The sequence below is a fragment of the Citrifermentans bremense R1 genome (assembly GCF_000426865.1).
Classification (GTDB): Bacteria; Desulfobacterota; Desulfuromonadia; order Geobacterales; family Geobacteraceae; genus Geomonas; species Geomonas bremensis.
Genome location: NZ_AUGE01000017.1, coordinates 64,774 through 91,206 on the forward strand (window position 1 = coordinate 64,774; position 26,433 = coordinate 91,206).

At 62.5% G+C, this 26,433-nt stretch carries 17 protein-coding genes; 3 read left to right on the forward strand and 14 right to left on the reverse strand.

From position 1 onward, the window contains the following. Nucleotides 1–68: 68 nt before the first annotated feature. The 10 genes from K419_RS0111780 to K419_RS0111825 all read right to left on the reverse strand — a co-directional run bounded on the left by K419_RS0111780 (nt 69) and on the right by K419_RS0111825 (nt 11,223). Nucleotides 69–1,439 (reverse strand): sigma-54-dependent transcriptional regulator, encoded by a 1,371-nt coding sequence (locus tag K419_RS0111780; RefSeq protein WP_026841771.1) that lies wholly within the window; start codon nt 1,437–1,439, stop codon nt 69–71. A 76-nt stretch (nt 1,440–1,515) separates the two neighbouring features. Beyond that, the gene (locus K419_RS22010; protein ID WP_156912206.1) at nt 1,516–3,000 is read right to left on the reverse strand and encodes a sensor histidine kinase; all 1,485 of its coding nucleotides are present in this window, start codon (nt 2,998–3,000) and stop codon (nt 1,516–1,518) included. 120 nt (nt 3,001–3,120) lie between these two features. Beyond that, entirely contained in the window at nt 3,121–3,723 is a 603-nt protein-coding gene (locus tag K419_RS0111790; protein WP_026841772.1) for a hypothetical protein, read from the reverse strand. Continuing rightward, nucleotides 3,720–4,652 (reverse strand): transketolase family protein, encoded by a 933-nt coding sequence (locus tag K419_RS0111795; protein WP_026841773.1) that lies wholly within the window; start codon nt 4,650–4,652, stop codon nt 3,720–3,722. The genes K419_RS0111790 and K419_RS0111795 overlap by 4 nt, the downstream gene beginning before the upstream one ends. A 161-nt stretch (nt 4,653–4,813) precedes the next feature. Then, nucleotides 4,814–5,638, reverse strand: coding sequence for a transketolase (locus K419_RS0111800; protein ID WP_026841774.1), 825 nt, complete (start codon nt 5,636–5,638; stop codon nt 4,814–4,816). Nucleotides 5,639–5,660: 22 nt separating this feature from the next. Beyond that, nucleotides 5,661–6,113, reverse strand: coding sequence for a hypothetical protein (locus K419_RS0111805; RefSeq protein ID WP_026841775.1), 453 nt, complete (start codon nt 6,111–6,113; stop codon nt 5,661–5,663). A gap of 110 nt (nt 6,114–6,223) precedes the next feature. Beyond that, nucleotides 6,224–8,665, reverse strand: coding sequence for a homocysteine S-methyltransferase family protein (locus tag K419_RS0111810; RefSeq protein WP_026841776.1), 2,442 nt, complete (start codon nt 8,663–8,665; stop codon nt 6,224–6,226). A 152-nt stretch (nt 8,666–8,817) separates the two neighbouring features. Then, nucleotides 8,818–9,381 (reverse strand): GerMN domain-containing protein, encoded by a 564-nt coding sequence (locus K419_RS0111815; protein WP_026841777.1) that lies wholly within the window; start codon nt 9,379–9,381, stop codon nt 8,818–8,820. Beyond that, nucleotides 9,365–10,201, reverse strand: a complete 837-nt coding sequence (gene murI, locus K419_RS0111820) for a glutamate racemase (RefSeq protein WP_026841778.1) — start codon at nt 10,199–10,201, stop codon at nt 9,365–9,367. Before murI ends, K419_RS0111815 begins: the two co-directional genes overlap by 17 nt. 341 nt (nt 10,202–10,542) lie before the next feature. Then, a complete protein-coding gene (locus K419_RS0111825) occupies nt 10,543–11,223 on the reverse strand; it encodes a DUF554 domain-containing protein (protein WP_226377690.1) in 681 nt (226 codons plus the stop codon). A gap of 297 nt (nt 11,224–11,520) precedes the next feature. On the opposite strand from K419_RS0111825, the gene K419_RS0111830 reads away from it, so the two are divergent. Both K419_RS0111830 and K419_RS0111835 read left to right on the forward strand, forming a co-directional pair. Next, nucleotides 11,521–14,967, forward strand: a complete 3,447-nt coding sequence (locus K419_RS0111830; protein WP_026841780.1) for a pyruvate carboxylase — start codon at nt 11,521–11,523, stop codon at nt 14,965–14,967. A 679-nt stretch (nt 14,968–15,646) separates the two neighbouring features. Beyond that, nucleotides 15,647–18,961: a PAS domain S-box protein gene (locus K419_RS0111835; RefSeq protein WP_226377691.1), complete on the forward strand. Its 3,315-nt coding sequence runs from the start codon at nt 15,647–15,649 to the stop codon at nt 18,959–18,961. Between the two features lie 97 nt (nt 18,962–19,058). On the opposite strand, the gene K419_RS0111840 is transcribed toward K419_RS0111835, so the two are convergent. The 3 genes from K419_RS0111840 to K419_RS0111850 form a co-directional block, all read right to left on the reverse strand. Beyond that, nucleotides 19,059–20,339, reverse strand: a complete 1,281-nt coding sequence (locus K419_RS0111840; RefSeq protein WP_026841782.1) for a nitrite/sulfite reductase — start codon at nt 20,337–20,339, stop codon at nt 19,059–19,061. A gap of 261 nt (nt 20,340–20,600) precedes the next feature. Then, on the reverse strand, nt 20,601–21,827 hold the full coding sequence (locus K419_RS0111845) for a GGDEF domain-containing protein (RefSeq protein ID WP_026841783.1): 1,227 nt from the start codon (nt 21,825–21,827) through the stop codon (nt 20,601–20,603). A 36-nt stretch (nt 21,828–21,863) separates the two neighbouring features. Continuing rightward, the gene (locus K419_RS0111850) at nt 21,864–22,817 is read right to left on the reverse strand and encodes a CopD family protein (protein WP_035497189.1); all 954 of its coding nucleotides are present in this window, start codon (nt 22,815–22,817) and stop codon (nt 21,864–21,866) included. A gap of 243 nt (nt 22,818–23,060) precedes the next feature. On the opposite strand from K419_RS0111850, the gene pepN reads away from it, so the two are divergent. Then, nucleotides 23,061–25,703 carry an aminopeptidase N gene (gene pepN, locus K419_RS0111855; RefSeq protein ID WP_026841785.1) on the forward strand — a complete coding sequence of 881 codons (2,643 nt, stop codon included), beginning with the start codon at nt 23,061–23,063 and terminating at the stop codon, nt 25,701–25,703. A gap of 127 nt (nt 25,704–25,830) precedes the next feature. Here the strand turns inward: pepN and K419_RS23555 are convergent, their stop codons facing one another. Continuing rightward, nucleotides 25,831–25,980 (reverse strand): hypothetical protein, encoded by a 150-nt coding sequence (locus K419_RS23555; RefSeq protein ID WP_156912208.1) that lies wholly within the window; start codon nt 25,978–25,980, stop codon nt 25,831–25,833. Nucleotides 25,981–26,433 lie beyond the last annotated feature (453 nt).

Consider the following 26,433-nt stretch of genomic DNA (forward strand, 5'->3'; position numbering starts at 1 on the left):
TTAGCGAAGCTCAGTGGAACGATCCAGAAGCTCAGCGAAGGCTTAGCGGATCAATGCTGATCCGCTGACTATTTAAGGAACCCGAATTTCTTCATCCGGTAACGGAAGGCGTCGATGCCCAGGTTCAGCTTCTTTGCGGCTTTGGACTGGTTATAGTCGGTCATCTCCAGCGACTGCTTGATCAACTCGCGCTCCACCTCCTCGATGTCGATCCCCTCGGGGGGGAGCTTGAAGGTGGTGAGCGGCACGGTGCCTTGGCTCGCCTTGGCGACGATCTCCAGCGGCAGGTTCTCCAAAAGGAGGTTCTCGTCGTTGCCCAGGATGATGGCGCGCTCGATGACGTTCTTCAGTTCGCGGATGTTGCCGGGCCAGTTGTACTCAACCAGGAGCTTCTCCGCCATGCTGGAGATCCCCTTGGTCGGTTTCCCGAACTCCTTGGAGAAGACTTCGATGAAGTGGTTGGCCAGCACCAGGATGTCCTCCTTGCGCTCGCGCAGCGAGGGGAGGAAGATCGGGATCACCTGGAGACGGTAGTAGAGGTCGTTTCTGAAGCTCTTGTCCTCGATCGCCTTCAGGAGGTCCTTGTTGGTCGCGGAGACGATCCTGACGTCGACGGGAATCATCTTCGAGCCGCCGATGCGCCGGAAGGTCCTGTCTTCAAGGAAACGGAGCAGCTTCGCCTGCATCCCGATTTCCATGTCCCCGATCTCGTCGAGGAAGACGGTGCCGCCGTCGGCCAGCTCGAAGAGACCCTTCTTGGAGTTCTTGGCGTCGGTGAAGGCCCCCTTCTCGTGGCCGAAGAGCTCGCTCTCCAGAAGGGTGGCAGGTACCGCCGCACAGTTGATGGCCACGAACGGCTTTTCGGCGCGGGCTGACTCGTAGTGGATGTACTTCGCCACCAGCTCCTTGCCGGTTCCCGATTCCCCCTGCACCAGCACAGTCGAGGCGTCGCTTTTCGCGACCTTCGCCATCATATCCAGCACGTTCCTCATGTGCTTGGAATTCCCCAGGATCTTGGGCGGCCCCTGCTTCTTGTGCTCGCTCCTTAACTGCACCACCTCGCGGCGCAGTTCCGAGGTCTCCAGCGCCTTGCGGATCACCAGCGCCATCTCGTCCAGGTTGAACGGCTTGTTGATGTAGTCGTAGGCGCCGTGGCGCATGGTGTTGACGGCCGTCTCCAGCCCCCCTTGCGCCGTCACCATGATGACCAGGATGTCCTCGTCGAGCTCCTTGATCCGCTGCAGGACCTCCAGACCGTTGATCCCGGGAAGATGGTAATCCAGAAGCACGAGGTCGGGCTGCTCCTCACGGGCCAGACGGAGCGCGTCTTCGCCGGTCCCCGCGGTGACCACTTCGTATCCCTGCTTCTTCAGGTTTTGCTCCAAAGACCAGCGGATCAGGTGCTCGTCATCGACGACCATTATCTTTATCTTGCGCATTCCGGCTCCTTAAGGTTATTTCCCGCTGCAACTGCTCCGGTGGCGGACCGGTTGTTGTCGTTTCTGCTGGCGCTCTTTACTGGCACACCGTCGGGGGGGGCGCGTCAGGCCCGGAGTACCCCGGCTGGCCGGGGCAGTAGGCGGGGAGTTCCACGGTGAAAGTGGTTCCCATCCCGTCCTGGCTCACCACGGAAAGCCTCCCGCCGTGCTGCTCGATGAGGCGATGGCTGATGGCGAGGCCGAGACCGGTCCCCTGTGCCTTGGTGGTGAAAAACGGTGTGAAGATCTTCTCCAGGATCTGCGGCGGAATCCCCTGGCCGGTGTCGGTCACCCGCACCTGCACCATGTCGACCCCCTCGACCTTGGCCAGCCCGCTCTTCACCGTGAGCGTACCTCCCCCCTGCATCGCCTGGACCGCGTTCAGGAACAGGTTCAGGAAGACCTGCTGGATCTGCTTCGGGTCCACGTAGACGGTGGGGAGGTTTTCGGCCAGTTCCAGGCGCTTCTCGATGTCTTTGCCGCCGCGGTGCTGCGAGGCGAAGACCAGGATCTTTTTGAGCGCCGAGTTGATGTCGGTGCAGGTCGGCTCGGCCACGGTGGGTTTGCCGAAGAAGAGCAGGTCGTTCACCGTCTTGTCCAGCCGGGAGATCTGCTCCAGCACCTCGCCGATGATCTGGATGCGGCCGTCTTCCGGGGCGAAGTCGTCTTTGAGCACCGTGATGGCTGCGGCGATGCCGGTGAGCGGGTTCTTGATCTCGTGGGCGATGCCGGCGGCCATCTCCCCCACAGAGGCGAGGCGGTCGGCGCGCTCCATCTGCTGGAAATGGAAGTTTTCCAGCTCCTTCTTGGCCCGGTCCAGCCGGTCCACCATCGAGTCGAAGGAGACGATCAGGCGCCCGATTTCGTCCTTCCCCTCGGGGGTCATGCGCACCGAGAGATCTCCCGCCTCCACGCGCGCCATGTTCTTGGCAAGCTGGGTTAACGGCTTCTTGACGAACTTCAGCATGACCAGCGAGATGGCAAGGGAGAGAAAGCCGATGATGGCGACGGTGGACATCACGAAGAGCTTGGTCAGCTCCACGATCCGGTTCCGGGTCTCGGTCAGGGAGTAATTGACGTTCAAAAGGCCGATGATCCGGCTCTTGGAACCGTGGCATAGGTTGCACTGACGGTCGTTGTAGATCGGCTTCACCATCCCCAGCACCTCGCCGTGCCCGTCGAGGTTGAAGACGCCTTCGCGCTTGTTGTCGAGGAAGAGCTTGTAGTCGCGCTCGTCGACCACCCGCCCGACCTCGTTGGGGTTGGAGGACTTCAGGATGACCCCGTGGGGATGGAAGATGCGCACCCCCACCAGGTTCTCGCTTTGCCCCACCATCTCCAGGATCACCTTCACGTCCTCGGTGTTGCCGATCCTCATGGAGTTGTAGAGGGAGCGTTCGATGGTGTTCAAGAGGAGTTCGCTCGATTCGCGAGCGGAATTGATGAGCTGCATCTGCTCGCGCCGAAGCGTCAGGAAGGCGAAGGTCCCGATACCGAAGACGAGCAGACAGATGGAGAGCACGATGACCCGCGATGTCAGACTCTTGAAAATCAGGAGTGCCTCCGGTTGAGTGGGTGAATCTGTTCACAACGCTCCCGGTCCCAGGACGGGACGGGGGCGCGGCATCAGCCTTTGCTTCTTTTATCTACCCGCGTTCCCCGGGGGTGCCGGCTGGCCGGCGGGCGTGGCGCCTGGGATGGCTGTCGCCTTGGTGCCAGGGGGGGGAGCAACGCGGTCGTAGCGGAACTCCCACTCGCTGTACTTTTTCTTCTTCTCGAAGTCGGCCGGGTGCAGGTCAAGCGGGAAGTTCCCCTGTTTGAGCGGCTCCTTCTCGCTGCTGCTCTTTACGCCGACGATCCTGCCGCCTTCCCTGATGACTTCCCATTCCTTATCGGGCTTCTCGCTCATCGGGTCGATGAGGGCGATGGGCCGCAGATATCGCACGTTCTCGGGGAGGTTGGGGTCCTTCAAGAGCGCCTTCAGCTCCGTGGGGCTCGGAGGCTGCAGCCCGGGGGTGATGGGGGTGACTCCCGTCGCCCCCGGCACCACCTTCACCTTGTACCAGCGCCTCAGCGCGTCCCGGATTTGCGTGCCGCGGGAGAGGAGTTCGATCTCCTTCTCCCGCTGCATGGCGGTCTTCCAGACGATGGCGCCACGCGACGCCGCGATGCCGACCACGACCACGATGACGAGAACCGTCATGTAGGTGAAGCCGCCGCTGGACGCGAGCACCCTGCGCATCATTTCTTCCTCGAAACGATCTCCCTCGCCTGCTCGATCAGCGTCTCGGCGTTCAGCCCGAAATACTTGAGGAGTTCGTCGGATTTGCCGGAGAGGCCGAACCGGTCATAGATGCCGACCCGCTTCATCAGGGTCGGGCATTCCTCGCCCAGGAACTCGGCTACGGCGCCGCCGAGCCCGCCCACGACGGAATGCTCCTCTGCGGTGACGATGGCTCCGGTCTCCTGTGCCGCCTTCAAGACCAGCTCCTTGTCGAGCGGCTTGATGGTCCCCAGATGCAGCACCCGCGCCGAGATCCCTTCTTCCTTCAGCTTCTCGGCGGCGATCACCGCCTGCGCGGTCATGAGGCCGGTGGTGATGAAGGTCAGATCCTTCCCTTCGACAACCACGTTCCCTTTGCCGATCTCGAACTTGTGACCCGCCGGGAAGACGTTGGCGACCTTGTTGCGCCCAAGGCGCACGTAGACCGGCCCCTTGTAGGCCGCGACGGCGCGGATGGCCCCCTTGGTCTCCTCGCCGTCGGCGGGGACGATGACGGTCATGTTGGGGATGGCGCGCATGATGGCGATATCCTCGACCGACTGGTGGCTCCCCCCGTCCTCGCCCACGGTGACGCCGCCGTGGGTGGCGACGACCTTGACGTTCGCCTTAGGATAGGCGAGCGACTGGCGGATCTGCTCCCAGCCGCGGCCGGCGGCGAAGATGGCGAAGGTGGAGAGGAAGGGGATCTTCCCAACCGAGGCCAAGCCTGCGGCGGTTCCCACCATGTTGGCCTCGGCGATTCCCATGTTGAAGAAGCGGTTGGGGAATTTCTTGGCGAAGACGCCGGTCTTGGTGGACCCGGAGAGGTCCGCGTCCAGCGCCACTATCTTATCGTTCTCGCCTCCCAGCTCGGCCAGCGCCTCGCCGTAGGCGTCCCTCGTTGCGATCATATCGATTCCCTTTCTGGTATGTGGTCTGCCGCCCAACGTCCCCGCCCCCGGAGGGGGAGGGTCAGGGAGGGGGCTGTTTCCTGTCCCGGCAACATGCCCCCCTCCCGACCTCCCCCCTCCAGGTGGAGGGGATCAGACACAGGGGGCAGGGCCGATGAAGTCTAGTCGCAGCAGCCAAGGCACCTGAGCGCCTCGGGAAGCTCCTCGTCGTTCGGGGTGACGCCGTGGTAGGAAGCCTTGTTCTCGAACAGGTGAACCCCCTTGCCCTTGACCGTCTTGGCGACGATGGCGGTGGGTGCCCCCTTGTGCGCCTCTGCCTGATCCAAAGCGGAGATGATCTGACCCATGTCGTGCCCGTCGATCTCGATCACGTTCCAGCCGAAGGCCTTGAACTTGTCGCCGATGGAGGCCACGTTCATGACCTTGGAGACGTCGCCGTCGATCTGCAGGCCGTTGGAGTCGATCAGGGCGCAGAGGTTATCGCTCTTGTAGTGACCGGCGGCCATGGCGGCCTCCCAGATCTGCCCTTCCTGGAGCTCGCCGTCGCCCAGGACCGCGTAGACGCGGTTGTCCTTGCCGTCGAGCTTGAAGCCGAGCGCCATGCCGTTGGCCATGGAAAGCCCCTGTCCGAGCGAGCCGGTGCAGACGTCGACGCCGGGAGTTCCCTTGCTGTCCGGGTGTCCCTGGAGGTGGCTTCCCAGGCGGCGCAGCATCATCAGATCCTCTGAGGGGAAGTAGCCGCACTCCGCCAGGGTCACGTAAAGCGCCGGCGCCGCGTGCCCCTTGCTGAGCACGAAGCGGTCCCTACCCTCCCATGACGGGTCCTGCGGGTTATGGCGCATCTTGTGGAAGTACAGGGCACACACCATGTCGATGGCCGAGAGCGACCCGCCGGTGTGGCCGGACTGCGACTTGTGCAGCGTCTTCACGATGGCGACGCGCAGGCGCCTCGCCTTTTCCTCCAGATCTGCAATCTTTTCTTTCACGAAGGTTCCTTTCAGGCTGGCTTTATTTGTCTTCGCCCGTGATGAGGTAATCTAGGATCACCTCGTCCAGGCTACGGTTGGCTGATTGTGCCGGGGGTATGGCTTTGGCTGCGGGCGCGGGCTGCTGCTTGGGCGCCTGCTCTGCCGGAGGGCTCTGCTTTTCGGGGGGCTGTTCCTCGGCGGCGGGTTCCTCCGCACAGGCCGGAGCCCCGTCCGGGAAGATCCTGGCGTCGAATTCCCCGTTTTTAAGGCGCCGCATCATCTCCTTGTGCTGCTCTTTCATGATCGATTCGACCACCAGCTCAAGCTGTTCGGTCTTGATGATGTCGGCGTAGCTCGTTTTCGCCGAGGCGAGGATGGTGCCGCCCCGGTAAAGAAGGGTGATGATATGGGGGTTTGCAATGCCGCTGTCCTCGGTCTGGACGTGGAACAATTCCCCTTTGTACCTGATGTTATGGTTGAAGCCTACGACCATCGTGTTACCTCTACGCCAAATGGCGGAACCCGACCGCAAGTTAGCACAGCGGAAGGATCGTTGCAAGCGATATTAGGGCGCTCCCCCAGCCTGGTTGCCGCAGAAAAGCTTTATTTTGCCAGCAGTTTCTTGATGCGGGCGACCGCCTCCATGGCGTCCTTGGCGTAGAGGTCGGCGCCGATCTCGTCGGCGTATTCCTGGGTGACCACGGCCCCCCCGACCATGGTGAAGCTCTTCACCCCTTCGGCCTTCAGGAGTTTGACCACCTTGTCCATCTGCGCCATGGTCGTCGTCATCAGCGCGGAGAGCCCGACGGCATCCACCTGGTGGGCACGCGCCTCGTACAGGATGCGGTCGGCGGGAACGTTCTTGCCCAGGTCGATCACCTCGAAGCCGTTATTCTCCAGTAGGGTGACCAGGATGTTCTTGCCGATGTCGTGGATGTCCCCCTCGACGGTCGCCATGAGGATCTTGCCGATGCTCTGCAACCCGCCGGTGGAGAGTTCATTCTTCAGCCGGGCGAAAGCGGTCTTCATGGTGTCGGCGGAGACCATCACCTGCGGCAGGAAGAACTCGCCGGACCCGAAACGTTTCCCCACCTCGTCGAGCCCGACCAGGAGCGCCTCCGAGCTGATCTGCATCGGGGTCAGCCCCTCGGCCAGCGCCTCTTCCACCAGCGCCAGCACGTTGTCCGCCTCGCCGTTGATGACCGCCTTGGCCAGGCGCCCGCGGACGCCTTCCGGCTCGACTGCCGCGGCCCGGGTACCGGTCGCGCCGGCGGCAGCGGCGGGCTCCACCGTGGCGCCGACCGCCTGCCCTTTGTAGGCCTCGATGTAACCGGCCGCGTTGACGTCCTTTTCCAGCAGCACCATGGAGCTCCTCCATGCCGCCATCATGGGCGCCTCCTTCACGTTGACGATGGCCGAGGTAAGCCCCGCGGCCATGGCCATGGAGAAGAAGGTGGAGGAGATGAGGGGGCGGCAGGGAAGGCCGAAGGAGATGTTGGAAACGCCGAGCGTCGTGTTGAGCCCGAGCGCGCTGACCTGGCGCACCGCTTCCAGCGCCACCAGCGCCCCCTTGGGCTCGGCGCTCACCGTCAGGGTGAGGCAGTCGACCACGAGATCGCTTTTTTTCACCCCTGCGGCCTCGGCGGCAGCGGCGATCTTTTGGGCGGCGGCGACCCGCCCCGCGGCCTCCGCGGGGATCCCCGCCTCGTCGAGCGTGAGGCAGACCAGCGCCGCGCCGTATTTCCTGGCCAGGGGGAGGACGGCGGCGAGGCTCTTTTTTTCGCCGTTCACCGAGTTGATGAGGACCTTGCCGTCGCAGGCCTTAAGCCCAGCCTCCAGGGCGGCAGGGGAGGAGGAGTCTAGCACCAGCGGCGTCTGAACCGCGCCGGTGATGCAGAAGACGGCGCGCTCCATGGCGGCCGGCTCGTCGATCCCCGGGGTGCCGACGTTCACGTCGAGAAGCGTCGCGCCGAGTCCGGTCTGCTCCAGCGCCTCGCGCCGGATGTAACTTATCTTCCCTTCCCTGAGTTCGTGGGAGTAGAGCTTTTTGCCGGTCGGGTTGATGCGCTCGCCGATGAGCGCCACCGGATGGGCGGAGCCGACTGCGGCGAAGCTGCCGCGGCTGGAGAGCCAGGTGGTGCCGTCCTCCTTCTTGGGGACGAAGGGAGTCTGCTTCGCGGCGAGCGCCTTCTTGATGGCGGCGATGTGGGCGGGGGTGGTGCCGCAGCAGCCGCCGATGATGCGGACGCCGAGTTCGATCAGCCGGTCGTGGTAAGAGGTCATCTCGTCCGGGGTCGCCGGGAAGATTGTGACTCCGTCCTTGAGGATCGGGAGCCCCGCGTTCGCCTGGGAGATGAGCGGGAGCGCGGTGACCTCCCTCATGCCGGAGAGGATCTGGTAGATCCCTTCCGGGCCTAAGCCGCAGTTGGAGCCGACGATGGTGGCGCCCACCGCCTCCAGGGTGATGGCGGCAGCCTCGGGCGGGGTGCCGAGGACGCTTCTCCCCTTCTCCTCGAAGGTGAGCATGGCGATGACCGGGATATCCTTCGAGATCTCGCGCACCGCGATGACCCCGGCGCGGATCTCCTTGATGTCGAGGAAGGTTTCGAAGCTGATCAGGTCGCAGCCGGCGTCGATGAGCGCCTGCGCCTGCTCGCGGAAAAGCGAGACCGCCTCGTCGAAGCTCATGTCGCCGACCGGCTCCAGGAAGCGGCCGGTGGGGCCGATGGAACCTGCCACGTAGGCCTTTTCGCCGGCCACCTCGCGGGCGATTTTTACCGCCTCGGCGTTGATGCGCGCCACCTGGTCGCCCAGGCCGTAGTGCTCCAGCTTCGCCTTGGTCCCGCCGAAGGTGTTGGTGACGATGATGTCGGCGCCGGCGTCCAGATAAGCCTGGTGCACCCCGGCAACAACGTCGGCTGCGGTGAGGTTCATCTCCTCCGGGGACTGTCCCGGCTTCAGCCCGCGCTCCTGCAGCATGGTCCCCATAGCGCCGTCCAGAACCAGCACCCGCTCTTTAACCGCCTGCATAAAAGGCATCTTCATCTAACCTCCCAAAATCCGTTCAAGGTTCAAAGTTCAACGTTCGACGCGCTCACCCCGTCCGGCCACCGGAGGAGGTACGGCGGCTGCCCCGCTGGTCCCCTAACGAGAGGAAAAGCTGCTGGCAACGTTGAACGTTGAACCTTGAACGGTAGTTATTTTTTCTCCAGCGTGTAATCGGGCGAGATCGGGGCGGAGAGGTCGAGATGCCCCTTGAGCTCCTTCGCCGGCTGGCCGTCGATCAGGAACCGCACCCACTTCACCTGGGGAAAGTTGGCGGCAACCGTGTCGACCACAGAGTAGACCGCGGCCATCTCGGCGGAACTCCCCTCCGGAAGCCCTTCCACCAGCTCGCGGCTGAAGTTCACCTCCGCCAGGTCCCCTTTCAGGTGCGCCCCGAGCACGCGCGCGTTATGCGGCAGGGTGGGGGCGAGGCTCCCCAAGGGGCCCACCACCAGCTCGTCCACTACGCTGGCAAGCATGTCGTCCGTTGTGTCCTCGACCGCGATCTCGCGCCCCTCGCGCAGGAGGCCGGAGCCGTCGGGCGCGCCGAAGAAAAGCGCCACCAGCCGGATGTCGGGTGCCTGTTCCGCGGGAGCGGGCGGCTTCACCCGCGTGGCCGTCTCGTATTTCCTGAACACCAGCAAGCCGACCACGACCGCGAAGACCAGGAAGGCTATGAGCAGGGTCCCTTTGGCTCTGTTAGTCCGTTTCTTCAACTTCTTCCTCCTGCTGCTCCTGTTCCAGATTCACCTGGTAGACGTCCCCGAGGTCCCCCCCGAGGAAGCGGTTGCCGACCCGGATGAAACCGGCAGGGATATCGGTCACGTAATAATGGTGGTTCCCCCGCTCCCCCTTGGGGCGCAAAAGCCCCTGCTCCGCCAGAATCCCGGCCACGGTGAGGGCGGTCTGCTCGGCGGAATCGACCAGGGTCACCTCGGGCCCCATCACCTCGGCGATCACGTCTTTGAGGATCGGGTAGTGGGTGCATCCCAGGACCAGCGTGTCGACGCCTTGCTTTTTGAGCTCTTCCAGGTAGATGCCCGCGGTCAGGCGGGCCACCTCGTTGTCCACCCATCCTTCCTCGGCCAGCGGCACGAACAGGGGGCAGGCGCGGTTCACCACCTCTATATCGGGGTTGATCCGCTTTATCGCCTTGGTATAGGCGGAGGAGGCGACCGTCGCCGCAGTGCCGATGACGCCTACCTTGCCGCTCTTGGTGGCGGCGGCCGCGGCGCGCGCCCCGGGCTCGATCACCCCGACGATGGGGATGGAGAACTCCTGCTGCAGCGCAGAGAGCGCCACGGCGGAAGCGGTATTGCAGGCGACCACCAGGACCTTTATGTCGCGGCTCAACAGGTAACGGGCGATCTGGCGCGAGTAGCGCACCACCGTCTCCGGGGACTTGGTCCCGTAGGGGACCCGTGCCGTGTCGCCCAGATAGATGGTGTCCTCCTGGGGGAGCGCGCGCACCACCTCCTTCAAGACGGTCAGTCCGCCGACGCCGGAATCAAAAATGCCGATTGCTTTCCAAGCCAAAGTTATTCTCCCTGCATCTACTTAATCTAAGCGACAGCCTGTCGCTACCGATGGGTGTTGTACTATCCCTATTTAAAAGGGGGAGTTCCGCGGAGCCTCAGCGGAACCTCACTTTCTGAAGAAATCGACCTTAGCTCACGAGTCCCCGCCCCCGGAGGGGGAGGGTCAGGGAGGGGGCAGCCATCTTCTTCACCCTGTTCTTCCCGCTTGCTCTTCCCCCCCTACGGGGGGAGGAGAGTTGGGCAACTTGTCCGCCGAAGCCCAAAGGGCGAAGGCGGAAGGTGGAAGCAAACACGGCATGTTATTCAATTGCAGGAGTGATTGTCAAGGTTTGAGGTGGGTCAGGAGGAGGCAAAGAGCATGACCAGGGGGGGCGCCAGGAATACGGCGGGAAGAAGGTTGCCCACCGGAACCCGCTTCATCCCCAAAAGATCGAGTCCTATGGCGAGAATCAGCAGCCCCCCTACGGCGTTCATCTCCTGCACCACTGCAGGCGTCATCAGCTGCTGCGCCAAGGTGGCGCTCAGGGTGATGGCCCCCTGGTAGACGAAAACTGCCAGTGACGAGAAGAGGACGCCGACGCCGAGGGTGGAGGCGAGAGCGACTGAGGTGATGCCGTCGAGGGCGGCCTTGGCGTAGAGGATCTCGGGGCGGGAGCCCAAGCCGTCCTGCAGCGACCCCATGATGGCCATGGCGCCGACGCAGAAAAGAAGGCTCGCGGTGACGAAACCCTCGGCCACCTGCCCGCTTCCCTGGAAACGGTCGCCGATCCAGTTCCCCAGCTTCTCAAGGCGCTCCTCGATGCGCAAAAGCTCGCCCAAGATGCCGCCGCCGATCAGGCAGCCGATGATAATCATCGGTTCCCGGCTCTTCAGGGCCAGCTGGCACCCGATGAGAAGTACCGCGAGCCCCACTCCCGCCATCACGGTGCCCCGCACCCGGGTGGAGATCAGGTGCCCGGCCTTGAGGCCGACCACGCTGCCGATAACAATTGCCGCCGCGTTTACCGCTGTTCCTTGCATGATCATCGCGCCAAGATAGATAGTCGGCCGCCGAAAGGCAAGAAAAATTGCCATCCCTGTTTCATCTGCCGGAAAACCAGTACGGCAAGGCGAAAAGTATACAATAAAACACAGTTCCAAGTTGACAAAGGTATTGCAAAAATGCTTATATGGTCCGACCTTCTGGTAGCGAACTAAACCCTCATTTTTTAAGCAGAAATTGGCTTTACCAATCTGGCCATTTTGTTTTATTCTCGTAAAAAAATAGCCCTCAAACTTTTACTCACGGTAAAAAATCTACCCCCAAAAGGAGAAGCAATGGAAGCAAGGAAATTCAGGAAAGTGATGGCGGCAAACCGCGGAGAGATCGCAATCAGGATCTTCCGCGCCTGCACCGAGCTCGGCATCAGCACGGTGGCCATCTACTCGGAAGAGGACAAGCTATCCCTGCACCGCTACAAGGCGGACGAAGCGTACCTGGTCGGCAAGGGGAAAGCCCCCATCGACGCCTACCTCGGCATCGACGAGATCATCGCGCTGGCGAAGAAGCGCGAAGTCGACGCCATCCACCCGGGCTACGGGTTCCTTGCCGAAAATGCCGAATTCGCCGAGAAGTGCGAGGCCAACGGCATCGCCTTCATCGGACCGACCGCCGAGATGCAGCGCGCCCTGGGCGACAAGGTCGCCGCCAGAAAGGTCGCCAAGGCGGCGGGCGTCACCACCGTTCCCGGGACCGAGGAACCGATCACCCACGAGGAGGACGCCCTCATCTTCGCCAAGAACCACGGCTACCCCATCATCATCAAGGCGGCGGCGGGAGGCGGCGGCCGCGGCATGCGCGTCGCCACCGACAAGAAGGAACTCCTGGAGGGGCTGCAGTCCGCCTCCAGCGAGGCGAAGGCCGCCTTCGGCGACCCTTCCGTCTTCCTCGAGCGCTACCTGAAGAATCCCAAGCACATCGAGGTGCAGGTCCTGGGCGACGCCTACGGGAACCTGGTGCACTTCTACGAGCGCGACTGCTCGATCCAGCGCCGACACCAGAAGGTGGTCGAATTCGCGCCGTCGCTGGCCCTTCCCGGCGCCACCCGCTTGGCGCTTTGCACCGACGCGCTGAAGATAGCGAACCAGGTCGGGTACCGCAACGCGGGGACGGTGGAGTTCCTGCTCGACGAGGAGGGCAAGTACTACTTCATCGAGATGAACCCCCGCATCCAGGTGGAGCACACGGTGACCGAGATGATCACCGGCAGGAACCTGGTCCAGGCCCAGATCCTGATCGCGGAAGGGAAGAGGCTCTCCGACCCGGAGATCAACATCCCGAACCAGGGCTCCATCGAGATGCGCGGCTACGCCATCCAGTGCCGCATCACCACCGAGGACCCGGGGAACAACTTCGCCCCCGACTTCGGGACGCTCTCCACCTACCGCTCCTCGGCCGGATGCGGCGTGCGCCTCGACGCCGGTAACGCCTTCACCGGCGCCCAGATCACCCCGCACTACGACTCGCTGCTGGTCAAGGTGAGCGCCTGGGGCCTTACCTTCGCCGAAGCTGCGCACATCATGGACCGAAGCCTCCAGGAGTTCAGGGTGCGCGGGGTAAAGACCAACATCGGCTTCCTGGAGAACGTGATCACGCACCCGGTGTTCCTCGCGGGGGGCTGCAACACCTCGTTCATCGACCAGCACCCGGAGCTGCTCGTCATCCCGGAGAAGAAGGACCGCGCCAACAAGGTGCTGCAGTTCCTGGGCGACGTCATCGTCAACGGCTCCCCGGGGGTCGCGAAGCCTTTGCGCTCCGCGGAGCTCATCGAGGCCGCCGTGCCGCAGATCGCCCCCTTCGCCCAAAGGCCGAAAGGGACCCGCGACATCCTGCGCGAGAAGGGGGCCGAGGGGCTTTCCAAGTGGGTCTTGGAGCAAAAGCACCTGCTCTTGACCGACACCACCATGCGCGACGCGCACCAGTCGCTTCTGGCTACCCGCGTCAGAACCCACGACCTGTTGAAGATCGCCGAGCCGACCTCGCACCTGGCCAGCGACCTCTTCTCGCTGGAACTCTGGGGCGGGGCGACCTTCGACGTCACCATGCGCTTTTTGAAGGAAGACCCCTGGCAGAGGCTGCACGCTCTCTCCGAGGCGATCCCCAACGTGCTGTTCCAGATGCTCCTTCGCGGCTCCAACGCCGTGGGGTACACCAACTACCCGGACAACGTGGTGCAGCGCTTCGTGGCCCAGGCGGCCGAATCCGGCGTCGACGTCTTCCGCGTCTTCGACTCGCTCAACTGGACCCGCGGCATGCAGGTGGCCATGGAGGCGGTGCAGAAATCGGGCAAGATCTGCGAGGCCGCCATCTGCTACACCGGCGACATCTCCGACCCCACCCGCACCAAGTACCCGCTCTCCTACTACGTCTCCATGGCGAAGGAGCTGGAGAAGATGGGGGCGCACATCCTCGCCATCAAGGACATGGCCGGGCTCCTGAAGCCGTACGCCGGCTACCAGCTGGTCAAGGCGCTCAAGGAGGAGATCGGCATCCCGGTGCACCTGCACACCCACGACACCTCCGGAAACGGCGGCGCGCTCCTCGTGATGGCGGCGCAGGCGGGTGTCGACATCGTCGACGCGGCGCTTTCCTCCATATCCGGCCTCACCTCGCAGCCCAACTTGAATGCGCTGGTGGCGACCCTCAAGGGAACCGAGTTCGATCCCAAGGTGAACGAGCACGGCCTGCAGCAGCTCGCCAACTACTGGGAGACGGTGCGCGACTTCTACGCGCCGTTCGAATCCGGCCTCAAAAGCGGCACCGCCGAGGTGTACCACCACGAGATCCCGGGGGGGCAGTACTCCAACTACAAGCCGCAGGTCGCGGGGCTCGGGCTTTTGGAGCGCTGGGAGGAATGCAAGGAGATGTACCACAAGGTCAACGTGCTCTTTGGCGACGTGGTGAAGGTGACCCCTTCCTCCAAGGTCGTCGGCGACATGGCGATGTTCCTGGTGAAGAACAACCTGGAGCCCGCCGACGTCTTCGCGCCGGGCGCGGATCTCGCCTTCCCCGAGTCGGTGGTCGGCTTCTTCAAGGGGATGATCGGCCAGCCGTACCAGGGGTTCCCCGAGGAGCTGCAGAAGATCGTCCTGAAAGGGGAGGAGCCGATCACCTGCCGCCCCGGCGAGCTCCTGGAACCGACGGATTTCGAGAAGGAGCGCGCCACGGCTGAGGCCAAGGCGGGGCACCCGGTGAACGACGAGGAACTGATGTCCTACATCATGTACCCGAGCGTCTACGTCGAATACGCGAAGCACCGCCAGGAGTACTCCGACGTCTCCGTGATCCCGACCCCGATCTTCTTCTACGGCCTTGAGCCGGGCCAGGAGACCTCCATCGAGCTCCAGCCCGGAAAGACCTTGATCGTCAAGCTGAATGCAGTCGGCAGGACCCAGCCCGACGGCACCAAGCAGATCTACTTCGAGCTCAACGGCAACTCAAGGAGCGTCACCGTGCGCGACCAGTCGGTGCAAAGCGACGACTGCGGCCACGAAAAGGCCGACAAGTCGAACCCCAAGCACGTAGGGGCGCCGATGCCGGGCAAGGTGATCAAGATGAACGTGAAGACCGGCGACTCCGTCAAGGCGGGGGACATCCTCGCCGTCACCGAGGCCATGAAGATGGAGACCAACATCAAGGCCAAGGAGGACGGCACCGTCTTCGAGGTGCGCTGCAAGGAGGGGGGCAAGGTCGAGAAAGAGGAACTTCTCATCGTGATGGCCTGACTTCTGAGACAGAAAAGAAGAGGGAAAGGGGGGGCTCCGCCCCCCCTTTTTTTTATGCCGTGCCCAAGCGTCAACGGATTGTCAGGGGCCCGTTTCGCGCGGTTTTAGCGTGCCTAAATTTACGGCAATTTGCTGGAGATGTCTCCATTACTGAAACTTCCCGGCACAAGGGACATGTTATCAACATGGTTTTCCACATCTGCAGTGGATACGAGAGCTACTCCCACCACCGCTCTACGCGTAAACACCTGGAATAGCCCGAAGGTTGTCCACTTTAGGCCACAAAAGCAGAGACGGCGACAGATTGTTGACGGTTTTACTACGTCTGCCTTCGAGCGCCACTCCCGCTGCCGCACCGCCCCGCAAAAAAAAGCTCAAGCATTCACTGTTTGAAGCCGTTATCTTTATTGAATATGGTTAGGCATCACTGTCAAACCATCTACCCCCTGAATCTTCGCTGTGTTTCTTTTTGTGGCATAAGCCGATTTAAATTATAGTATTGTTATTTCTTTGAAAACGTATATAACGTTGGTATTGGCTGAAGCCACTCCCGTGAGGCACTGAGACAGTGGTGCCTGCCTCTGTCCCATCTACGGCATGTGAACACACTTGGGTCCTCCGTCTGGCCCAGCCTAGCCGATTTGGAGTTTCCGTGCTCGTCACCAGCATGAAAACCAAAATGACACTAGCCGTCTTCCTGCTGGTCGGGTTCCTGATGTCGGTGACGGCTGTGAGTTCGGTGCTGTACTACGAGCAAAGATTCAGACGCAACATCTCCCTGCAGCAGTCCACGCTCCTCGATTCCCTGGCCTATCAGGTAGACAACCGCATCTTCGACTTCATGTCGGACCTAGACCAGCTCGCCGCCGGCATCACCCCTGAAACGCTGACCAGCCAAAAGCAGGCGCAGCAGCTGCTCGATGCGCATAAAAAGCAGCGCGCTTTCTTCGACAATTCCCTCTTCATCTTCTCGAACACCGGGCGGCTCATCGCCGCCAACCCGGAGGAACTCAACTTCATCGGCAGGGGCTTCTCCTTCCGGGACTACTTCAAGCAGACCATGCAGACGGGGAAGATGTCCGTCTCCGCGCCTTTCGCCTCGTTCCAGAAGCAAAGCCACCCCATCATCATGTTCAGCACGCCCGTGTTCGACTCCAGGCACCGGATCATCGGCATACTGGGTGGGAGCATCGACCTGCGCCGGCAGCGGTACCTGCAGTCGCTGGCCGCGCTGAAACTGGGGCAGAAGGGTTTCCTCTCCCTCTACGACAGCAACCGGTACGTGCTGATGCACCCGAACCCAAAACGGGTGCTGCGCCGCGACCCCCCCGGAACTAACGACATGGTGGACCGGGCGATCGCAGGGTACGAAGGGACCAGGGAGAGCGGCACCGTAGCCGGGCTGCCGGTGCTGCGCTCGGTGAAGCGGTTGAAATCCACCAACTGGATCATGGCGGTCAGCTACCCGCTGAGCGAGGTGTACGGGCCGCTTTACACGGCGAGGCACTACTTCCTGGCCGGTTCGCTCGCCGCGTCGCTTCTCTCCATCCTGATCGTCTGGCCCTTCATGGGGTACCTGACCCGGCCTCTTTTGTCGTTCACCCGCCACCTGGAGCAGCTCCCCTCGCTCAAGGGCTCCCGGCGGCTCGCGCCGGTGATTTCCGACGACGAGATCGGGCAGATGGCGCGGACCTTCAACAAGATGCTCTTGGAACAGGAACGCTCCCGCGACTTCTACCTGACGCTGTTCGAGAACTTCCCCGCCATGGTCTGGCGCGCGGGAACCGACGGCAAGTGCGACTACTTCAACCAGACCTGGCTGGAGTTCACCGGTCGGACCCTGGAAGAGGAACAGGGAGACGGCTGGATGCACGGGGTGCATCCGGAAGAGCTGGATTTCTGCTGCCGCACCTACCTCGACGCCGTCGAAAACCGCAGACCCTTCCAGATGGAATACCGGCTGAGGCACAGAAGCGGCAGCTACCGCTGGATCACCGACATGGGGCGCCCCTTCTACGGTCTCGACGGCGAGTTCGTCGGGTACATCGGCACCTGCTACGACGTGACCGAACGGCAGGAGGCGGCCGACAAGATCCTCAAGCTGTCGCGGGTGATCGAACAAAGCCCGAACGCGGTGCTGATAGCAACGCTGGACGGCACCATCGAATACGTGAACCCCAAGACTGTCGAGGCCACCGGATATGAAATCGCGGAGCTGGTGGGGAGCGACATGAAACGCCTCCTGCCGCACGAGGCCCAGCTCGGCTTCAAGCTGGCGTTGCGCGAACTGGTGCGGCGAGGCAAGGAATGGCGCGGCGAAATCCCGGCCCGCCGGAAAGACGGCGCCGTTTTCTGGGAGCAGGTCACCCTTTCCCCCATCAAGACCCTGGACGGCAAGGCGACGCACCTCGTCTGCATCAAAGAGGACATCACCCAGCGCCGGCAGTTCGAGCTATCGCTCAAGGAGTCGGAAGAGCGCTACCGCCTGCTGTTCGAGAACAACCCGCACCCGATGTGGGCCTACGACCTGAAGGCCCTCTCCTTCCTGGCGGTGAACAACGCGGCCCTGCGGCACTACGGGTACTCCATGCAGGAGTTCCTGGAGATGAAGCTGAACGACCTGTCGGCGCACTCCGCAGAGGGGTTGGAACTGCTCCCCCAGGGGGAAACAAGCCCCGCCCCCCCCCCGCTTAAGCGCCACGTGAAAAAAGACGGGAGCGTCATTTTGGTGGAGACCATATCGCAGGTGATGAAATTCGCCGGGGTCGACGCCGAAATCGTCATGGTGCACGACGTAACCGAGAAGCTCCGGGCGGAGCAGGAGAAACTGGCGCTGGAGCACCAGCTAACCCAATCCCAGAAGATGGAGGCCATCGGCACCCTGACCGGCGGCATAGCGCACGACTTCAACAACATCCTCACCGCCATCATCGGCTACACCACCATGTTGCAGCTGGAACTGGACGAGGCGCACCCGCTGCAGCGCAAGGTAGGCGAGATCCTGCGGGCTTCCGAACGCGCGGCGAGCCTGACCCGGAGCCTTTTGGCCTACAGCAGGAGGCAGGCCGGCAACCCCGCGCCCACCGGGCTCAACGCCATCATCAACAACGTCGACATCCTTTTGCAGCGCCTGATCCCGGAGAACATCGAGTGGAGGTCGCAGCTTGCGCCGGAGGAACTCTCCATCATGGCTGACTCCGGCCAGATCGAGCAGGTGATCATGAACCTGGTGGTGAACGCCCGGGACGCCATGCCGGAGGGGGGGGTGCTGAGCCTGTCGACCGAGAGCATGGCGCTGGACCGGGAGTTCGTTGCCAAGCATGGCTACGGCCGCCCGGGGAGCTACGCCCTTTTGTCGGTCGCCGATTCCGGGGTCGGTATGGACGAAAAGACCAGGGACAGGATCTTCGAGCCCTTCTTCACCACCAAGGCGCCGGGCAAGGGGACCGGCCTGGGGTTGGCCATGGTCTACGGGATAGTCAAACAGCACGGCGGCTTCATCAACTGCTACAGCGAGCCCGGGCACGGCACCGTTTTCAGGATCTACCTGCCGCTCATAGACGCGCCGGCCGAGTTGGAGGCGGCCCAGGCGGCACAGGAGCTCCGTGGTGGGGACGAGACCATCCTGCTGGTCGAGGATGACGCGGTAATCAGGGAGATGGTGGGAGAGCTCCTGGAGGAATTCGGTTACCGGGTGATCAAGGCGGTGGATGGCGAGGATGCGGTGCAGACGTTCAGGGGGGCAGCCGCGGAGGTGCAGTTGGTGATCCTGGACGTGATCATGCCCAAGCGAAACGGCAAGGAGGCGTACGACGAGATCTCCCGGATCAGGCCGGGCGCGAAGGCGTTGTTCATGAGCGGTTACACCGCGGACATCATCACCGACAGTCTGATCAAGGGCGACCCGCGCCACTTCGTGTCCAAGCCGATCAGCATCAGCGAGTTACTGGGAAAGGTGAGGGACCTGCTGGACGAGCAACTTAACTGCAGATAAAGATAAAGATAGAGATAAAGAAGGCTTTTAGGCTTTCCTTAATCTCTATCTTTATCTGTAGTTTAGGTTTTCCTTTATCTCTATCTTTATCTGTTTTTCAGATTTTCTTCACCTCCGCCAATAGCTGCGCCAGGGTGAGCCCCTGCTGCACCGGCTCGGCAAAGGGGCCAACGCCGGGGCGGTACAGGTCGAAACGCGGCGCGCGCCCGGCCGGATCGGTCACCAGACGGGAGGAGACGATCCCCGCCTGCGCCAGCTGGGGCTGGGCGCAGCAGTTGGGGCAGCCGGAAATGGCCCAGGTAAGCCCCAGCGCCTCCTCCCCCATCTCTTCCACCACGGCCGCAGCGACCTCTCGGGTCGCAGAGAGCCCCATGACGCACTCGTGGGTACCCGGGCAGACTCGGAAGATTACTCTCTCCCTGGCGCTCTCCCCGGCAAACCCCGCCGCGGCCAGGGCGGCGACAGCCTTCTCGCGCCCGCCCCCCTCCGAGAGATGCATCTTCACGTTCTGGTCGCCGGTTATCATCAGGATCCCGCCGCAGTACTCCCGGGCGATCTCCGCCAGCGCCACGAGACCTTGGCAGGAAAGTTCGCCGGCGAAGACATGCGCCTCCAGGCGCGCCGACGCGTCCGCCGGCACGGGAACGAGGCTCCCGGTCAGGGTCGGCGCGCTGGAAATCTCCTCTGTGTCTCCCAAGACCCTCAGCCGGAACTCGTCCTGCCCGATCTCGCGGATCAGGTGCTTCAGACGCTTCCCCGCCGGGGTGTTGGCCTGGTAAACCTGGGCCACCCTCTCGATGAGCGGGATCAACGCATCCTCGGCCACGTCCCGCGCCAGCAGGAAGCCGGGGATCGGCTCGCGCCCAAGGCCGCCGGCCGCCCAGACGTCGAAACGCGAAGGCTCCCCCGACGCCGCCGGCACGAGCCCCAGATCCTGGATCAGGTGCCGCCCGCTTGAGACGTCCGCCTCCACGCCCACCTTGAACTTCTTGGGGAGCTTTTCGAAGCGCGCGTTGCCGGTGAAGTGCCGGTGGATCCTGCGCACCAAGGCCTCCAAGGCAGGGGCCCCGGCCGCCGCCAGGCTGCCGCAGACCACGCCGCGTACCGCGCCGCCGCAGGCGCCCCGGTTGTAAAGCCCCACCATCGCCAGTTGGCCCGCCACGTACTCAAGATCGCCTTCGGTGAGCCAATGCAGCTCGATGCTCCCCCGGGTGGTGAGATGCACCATCCCCTTGGCGAAGCGCTCAGCCAGCTGCGCCACCTTGAGCGCCTGCTCCGCGGATATGATCCCCGCGGGGAGTTTCACCCGCTGCATGTAAAATTCCTTCTGGCGCTGGGGGTAGATCCCCTCCAGGCGCAGGTTCTTCTCCACGGTCATGATCTGTCTCTCCTTCTAAGCTCTGCCGGCTGGCTACGGTGGCGGTGGTTGACGATAGTAACAGTGTTGCTCCCCTCCTGTCATCCCAAAATCCCGCGGAAAGGGGTGTCACCCACAGCCCAAAAGGCGGCGCCTGCGATGCCTGCCTGTGCACGGTTTGTAAAGGGTTCCTTGCAGACAAGGGGTGGGGGAATTCCAGGAAAGGTCGCATTGGTCCCCCTCCTCTTGCGGGTGTATGGGGGTAGGGGGTGGGGGAAGGAATCAGACTACGCGGTCGCGCCCCGCGCTCTTGGCGGCGTAGAGCCTCTGGTCCGCCCGCTTGAGAACATGGAGCAGGTCGGCGTCCCCCTCTTTGACGGCGGCGGCGCCGAGGCTCGCGGTCAGGTTGATCTCACGCCCGTCGACCAGGTAAGGCTCTTCCCGGAGCAGGGACCAAATTTTCTGAGCTACCGCACGCGTCTGCTCGAGGTCGGAACCCGGGAGCATCACCAGGAATTCCTCGCCGCCGAAACGACCGATGGAATCGTAGTTGCGCAGCGAGCGCGCGATCCTGGCCGCGAACTGCTGCAGCAGGACGTCCCCCGCCAGGTGGCCGTAGGTGTCGTTTACTTCCTTGAACCGGTCGATGTCGATCATGATGAAGCCCAGGTCCGCGTCCGCGAGCCCTTTCTCGTTTCTGCGGGAACAGCGGGCGAACTCCTTGCACGCCAAAAGCTCGATCTGGCTCTTGTTGAAGGTCCCGGTGAGGGCATCGGTCATGGTCTGCTTTTTCAGCACCTCCTGGATCTCCTTGATCTCCCGCGTCCCCTTTCGGACCAGGAAGTAAGAGATGCCGAAAACCACGACCAGGATGCCGGCCAGGGCGCCGAGCGCCAAGGACGCGGTATTCGCCGTGTCGTTGCGGTACTCGGTGACGTCGATGTAGACCTCGAAGCTCCCGATCACCTGGCCGTTATCCCAGATCGGGATGTACGTTTCCACCACGTCCACGTTGAACTTCATCTCGGACGCCAGGTCTTTCACCTCTTCCTTCCTCTCCAGCTTCGAGTCGAAGAGCCCCTCCAAGGCGTGATCCAGCCGGGAGTTGTGGTTGTCGACCTTGCCGATGAGGCTTGCCTCGGTGCTGTAGACGATGGTGCTGTCGGCGGAGTAGATCTTGATCTTCACGATTTCGAAAGGGGAAAGGAACTTCCTGAAGTGGCGGTCCATCTCCGGCAGGTCGGCCGAGGCGACCGCAACCTTCACGCTGCCGTCAGCCTGCCTGGCGGTAAGGCGCGCACGGTCAGTCGCGAGGAGGGCGCTGCTTACCTTTATGGCATCTTCTTCGGCGTTGCGGATTACATGGCGGTGCAGCACCTCGACGAAGACGAGGCCCGCCGCTATGGTGATGACGACGGTGGAAACCAGAGCGATGACAACGAAAAGGCGCAGCAGGGAATCGGGATTTCTGATGGAACTGCTCTTGGGGAAAATGCGGAGTTGCTTCACGACCCTTCCTTCTTCCCGGTTCTGCCGGGGATCTATCTAAGCCCAGCGCCAAAGGGCAAGTATCAGCACCACCAGGAAAACGATGCTGAGATTCATGTAGGCCATGAAGAAGAAAACACGCTCGTGCAGCGGAGCCTTGCGGTCGGTCTGGGCTACAAGCGCCCCTACCGCAGGCATCATGGCTACTTTCTCCGATCCGTGCGGCGCGAGTTTCAGCGCTTCGGTCAAATCTTCCCCGGCGTTGTGCCGCCCCATGTGCACACCCTGCTTCCAGAGCCTGCTTGCGGTGGCGTCGTAGAGTTTCCCCTGGTAGGCGAACCAGGCGGGACGCCCCTCCTTGCCGTCGCAGGAGGCCAGCTCGTCGATGGTCAGATCCCCTCCCTGCGGGAGCGTCGCCGGTTCCCTGCGCTTTGCCTTCAGCTTGGGGCCGATGAAGAGCACCACGTAAGCCGCGGTGCAGACCATCACCAGGTACAGGCCTATCTTGATCATGAGCAGCACCCCGAAGCGGGTGTGCAGCAGCATGTCCCATGAAGTTACGCGGAAGTAGGTAAGGACTATTCCGGTGATTCCCATGACCGCCATGGAAAGCACCCCCACGCGAACCTCCCCGCGCGGCAGGCCGCCGGCCGCGTAGGCGGGCTTCAACACCAGGTGCACGTAAAGGATGGTGCCGAACCAGAGGATGGCGGTCAGCATATGGATGTACCCGATGACGAATCGGAAAACCTTGGCGGCTGCGGTGATGCCGGAGGCCTTGGCGGGTACGGAGACACTCGGGGCCTTGGCAGGTGCGGAAACGCCGGGGGCTTGGCCGGGCGTAGCTTTCGAGGCCGAAAACGCCTTCCCCTCGGCGGTGAGCTCGCCCCCGCCTGCCGGATCTAAATGGCAGGCCGAGCAGCTCTTGCCGGTCTGGGCGGCGTATTGCTCGGTGGCATGACAGGGCCAGGAGAAAAGGGCAAGAAGCAACAGGGCTAGGACGATTTTCATGCGGCAACTTATAGCCTTATCGCCTGACAAAGTCAACATCGCTATGACAGTAAGCCCGGTTATTGAGGTGCCTTTGCCACCGCTTCATCATGGCCGGCGCGCGAGCTAAGTACGACTAAGCCACAAATGCTGCGCTGCAGCTCGCTGAAAACCAACCCCTCGACGTGCTAAGACATTGAAAACAATTGCTCGCGCCGGTACAATACTTCCTTTGCCATTCCTACATCCTTTGAGAGGGAGCCTATGCATACCTGCCAGCACCAGACCGTTTACCAGAAAGATTATTCCGCGCCTGATTACCTCGTTGAGACAGTTGAATTGTCCTTCGACCTGGCCCCAGAACTGACCCGGGTTGCGTCCCGGCTGAAGATCCGCTCCAACTACGACCGGGCGCAAGGCGTGCGGCCGCTGGTTTTGGACGGAGAAGAGCTGACCCTGGTCTCGCTCAAGCTGGACGGGGTCGAACTGGAGCCGGCGCGGTATACGGCGGGGGACGGCGCGCTCACCGTGATCGATCCGCCGGAGAGCTTCCTTTTGGAGGTGACCACGCAGATAAGCCCCAGGGCGAACAGCGCGCTCTCCGGGCTCTATGCCTCCGGCCCCATGCTCTGCACCCAGTGCGAGGCCGAGGGGTTCCGCCGCATCACCTACTTCACCGATCGCCCCGACGTAATGGCGGTCTACACCGTCACCTTGAAAGCGGAGAAGGGGTCCTGCCCGGTGCTCTTGGCCAACGGCAACCTGGTGGAAAAGGGGGATCTCCCGGAGGGGCGGCATTTCGCCACCTGGCACGACCCGTTTAAAAAGCCCAGCTACCTCTTCGCCGTGGTGGCGGGGGACCTGGTCCACATCTCGGACCGCTTCACCACCATGAGCGGCCGGCAGGTGAACCTGGAGATTTACGTCGAGGAGAAGAACCAGGGAAAATGCGACCACGCGCTCAGGTCGCTCATTGAGGCGATGCGCTGGGACGAGGAGCAGTTCGGCCGCGAGTACGACCTGGACACTTACATGGTCGTCGCTGTGGACGACTTCAACATGGGAGCGATGGAGAACAAGGGGTTGAACGTCTTCAACTCGCGCTACGTCCTGGCCAGCCCCCAGACCGCCACCGACGACGACTACCAGGCCATCGAAGAGGTGATCGGGCACGAATACTTCCACAACTGGACCGGCAACCGGATTACCTGCCGCGACTGGTTCCAGCTCTCCCTCAAGGAAGGGCTCACCATCTTCCGGGACCAGGAGTTCTCCGCCGACATGCAGTCGCGCCCGGTGAAGAGGATCGCCGACGTGAGGCTATTGCGCTCCTCCCAGTTCCCCGAGGATGCGGGTCCCCTGGCCCACCCGGTCCGCCCCGACTCCTACGTGGAGATCAACAACTTCTACAGCATGACGGTCTACCACAAGGGTGGCGAGGTGATCAGGATGCTGCAGACCCTCCTGGGGCGGGAGGCGTTCCGCGCGGGAATGGACCTGTACTTCGAACGGCACGACGGCCAGGCGGTCCGGGTCGACGAATTCGTCCAGGCCATGGCGGACGCGGGAAAGCGCGACCTTTCCCAGTTCATGCGCTGGTACAACCAGTCCGGCACCCCGGTCCTTAGCGTGAGCGACGATTTCGATCAGGCAAGCGGCGTCTATACGCTGACCGTGACGCAGAGCTGCCCCCCCACCCCGGGGCAGGCCGAGAAGGAGCCGTTCCACATACCGCTCTCCATGGGGCTTTTGGACCGGCAGGGGCGCGAGCTGCCGCTGCCGCTTGAGGGAGAGAAAAGCCCAGGTGCGACCACCAGGGTGCTGGAGCTGCGCCAGGAGACGCAAAGCTTCCGGTTCACCGGGATAGCCTCCAAGCCGGTGCCCTCTCTCTTGCGCAACTTCTCCGCCCCGGTGAAGCTCGTGTACCCCTACAGCCAAGACGATCTCACCCTGCTGATGACCAGCGACAGCGACCCGTTCGTGCGCTGGGAGGCGGGGCAGGTGCAGGCGGTGCAGGTGATCATGGGGCTGGTGCACGAGATCCAGGCGGGGGGGACTCCGACGGTGCCGGAAGCCTTCATCGGCTCCTTCGGCACGCTCCTTACCGACCAGCAGCAGGACCGCGCCTTCCTGGCCGAGGCGCTCACGCTCCCGACCGAGGGCTATCTCGCCGAGCAGATGGAGGTGATCGACCCGACCGCCATTCATGAGGCGCGTGAGCTGGTGCGGGCGACGGTGGGCGAGCGGCTGCGGGCGCAACTGGTGGCGGCGCGCGCGGCGTGCGCCCCCAAGTCCCCCTACCACCCGGACGACGGCCTCGCCGGTTGCCGCAGGCTGAAGAACCTCTGCCTCTCCTACCTGATGGCGCCGGGTTCCCGGGAGGCGATAGGCATGGCGATGGAGCAGTTCAAGAGCGCCGACAACATGACCGACAGCCTGGGCGCGCTCGCCACGCTGGCCGGCTGCGACTGCCCCGAGCGCGAGGAGGCGCTGGAGGCCTTCTACCGGAAATGGCGCGACGACCGCGGCGTCATCGACAAGTGGTTCAGCCTGCAGGCGACTTCCCGTCTGCCGCAGACGCTCGACCGGGTCCTGGAGCTTTTGGACCACCCCGACTTCGACATCCGGAACCCCAACCGTGTGCGCTCCTTGGTCGGCGCCTTCAGCCAAGTGAACCAGGTCCGCTTCCACGACGCCGAAGGGAGGGGGTACCGGTTCCTTTGCGACCAGATTCTGCGCCTGAACGGCATCAACCCGCAGATTGCCGCGAGGATGCTGACCCCCTTCAGCCGCTGGCGACGCTTTGACGCGGCGCGGCAGGAGCTGATGAAAAAGGAGCTGGAACGTATCCTAGCCGAGCCGGGCCTGGCCCGCGACGTTTATGAACTGGCGGCGAAGAGCTTGTGAGTTGAGCTGAAAAGGTAACGGCGGCCATAGGCCGCCGTTACTCTTTTCCTGAGCCGAAGCGCCACCGGAACCAACGTCGGTGCCGCCCCCATCTCAAATTCTCACAATGTGTGGCGCAAAGCCGGCATCAGCAGATACCGGGCTCGACCTCTGCGAGGGAGGAATCATACAGCTCCTCATTCCTGGATGCCTTGTTCTGATACTGGTAAAGAGAGTAGGCCTGATAGCCCACCACAGCAACAACCACAGCAAAATACGCAGAGAGATAAACTACCATTTAATACCTCCAAATGTTTTTTGGGGATCGCTCCCCAGTGCAGTTTTTCCGATATTACTGCCTCTTTTATGCCAACTACGCTTAAAAGTAACGGCATTTAATCCCTAGTTAATTTATGCCTACTAAATCGATGCAGTACAGCCAGGGCAAGTCATATCTAATTAGTCAACTTAGCTAGACTTCCCTTTGAGCACGGCAAAGGCAGGACATTAGAAAGGTAAACAGATGTTTCTTCTGGGTGGGAGCGTCAAGGTGGGCAAAGATTGCACCAACTGTGCAAAAGCTGCACAGGTATACAGCGAAAAGTGACAAAGTTTGACAGTTTTCCAGCAAGGGGGGTGGTCTATCAGACAGGTGCTGCACAGGAAACAGGTTAAGCCACGACATCGGGTTTTGTTTTTACGTAAACCTAGGGGCCGAAGGCCGAAGGGGACGTTGTTGAGTTGATTGAGT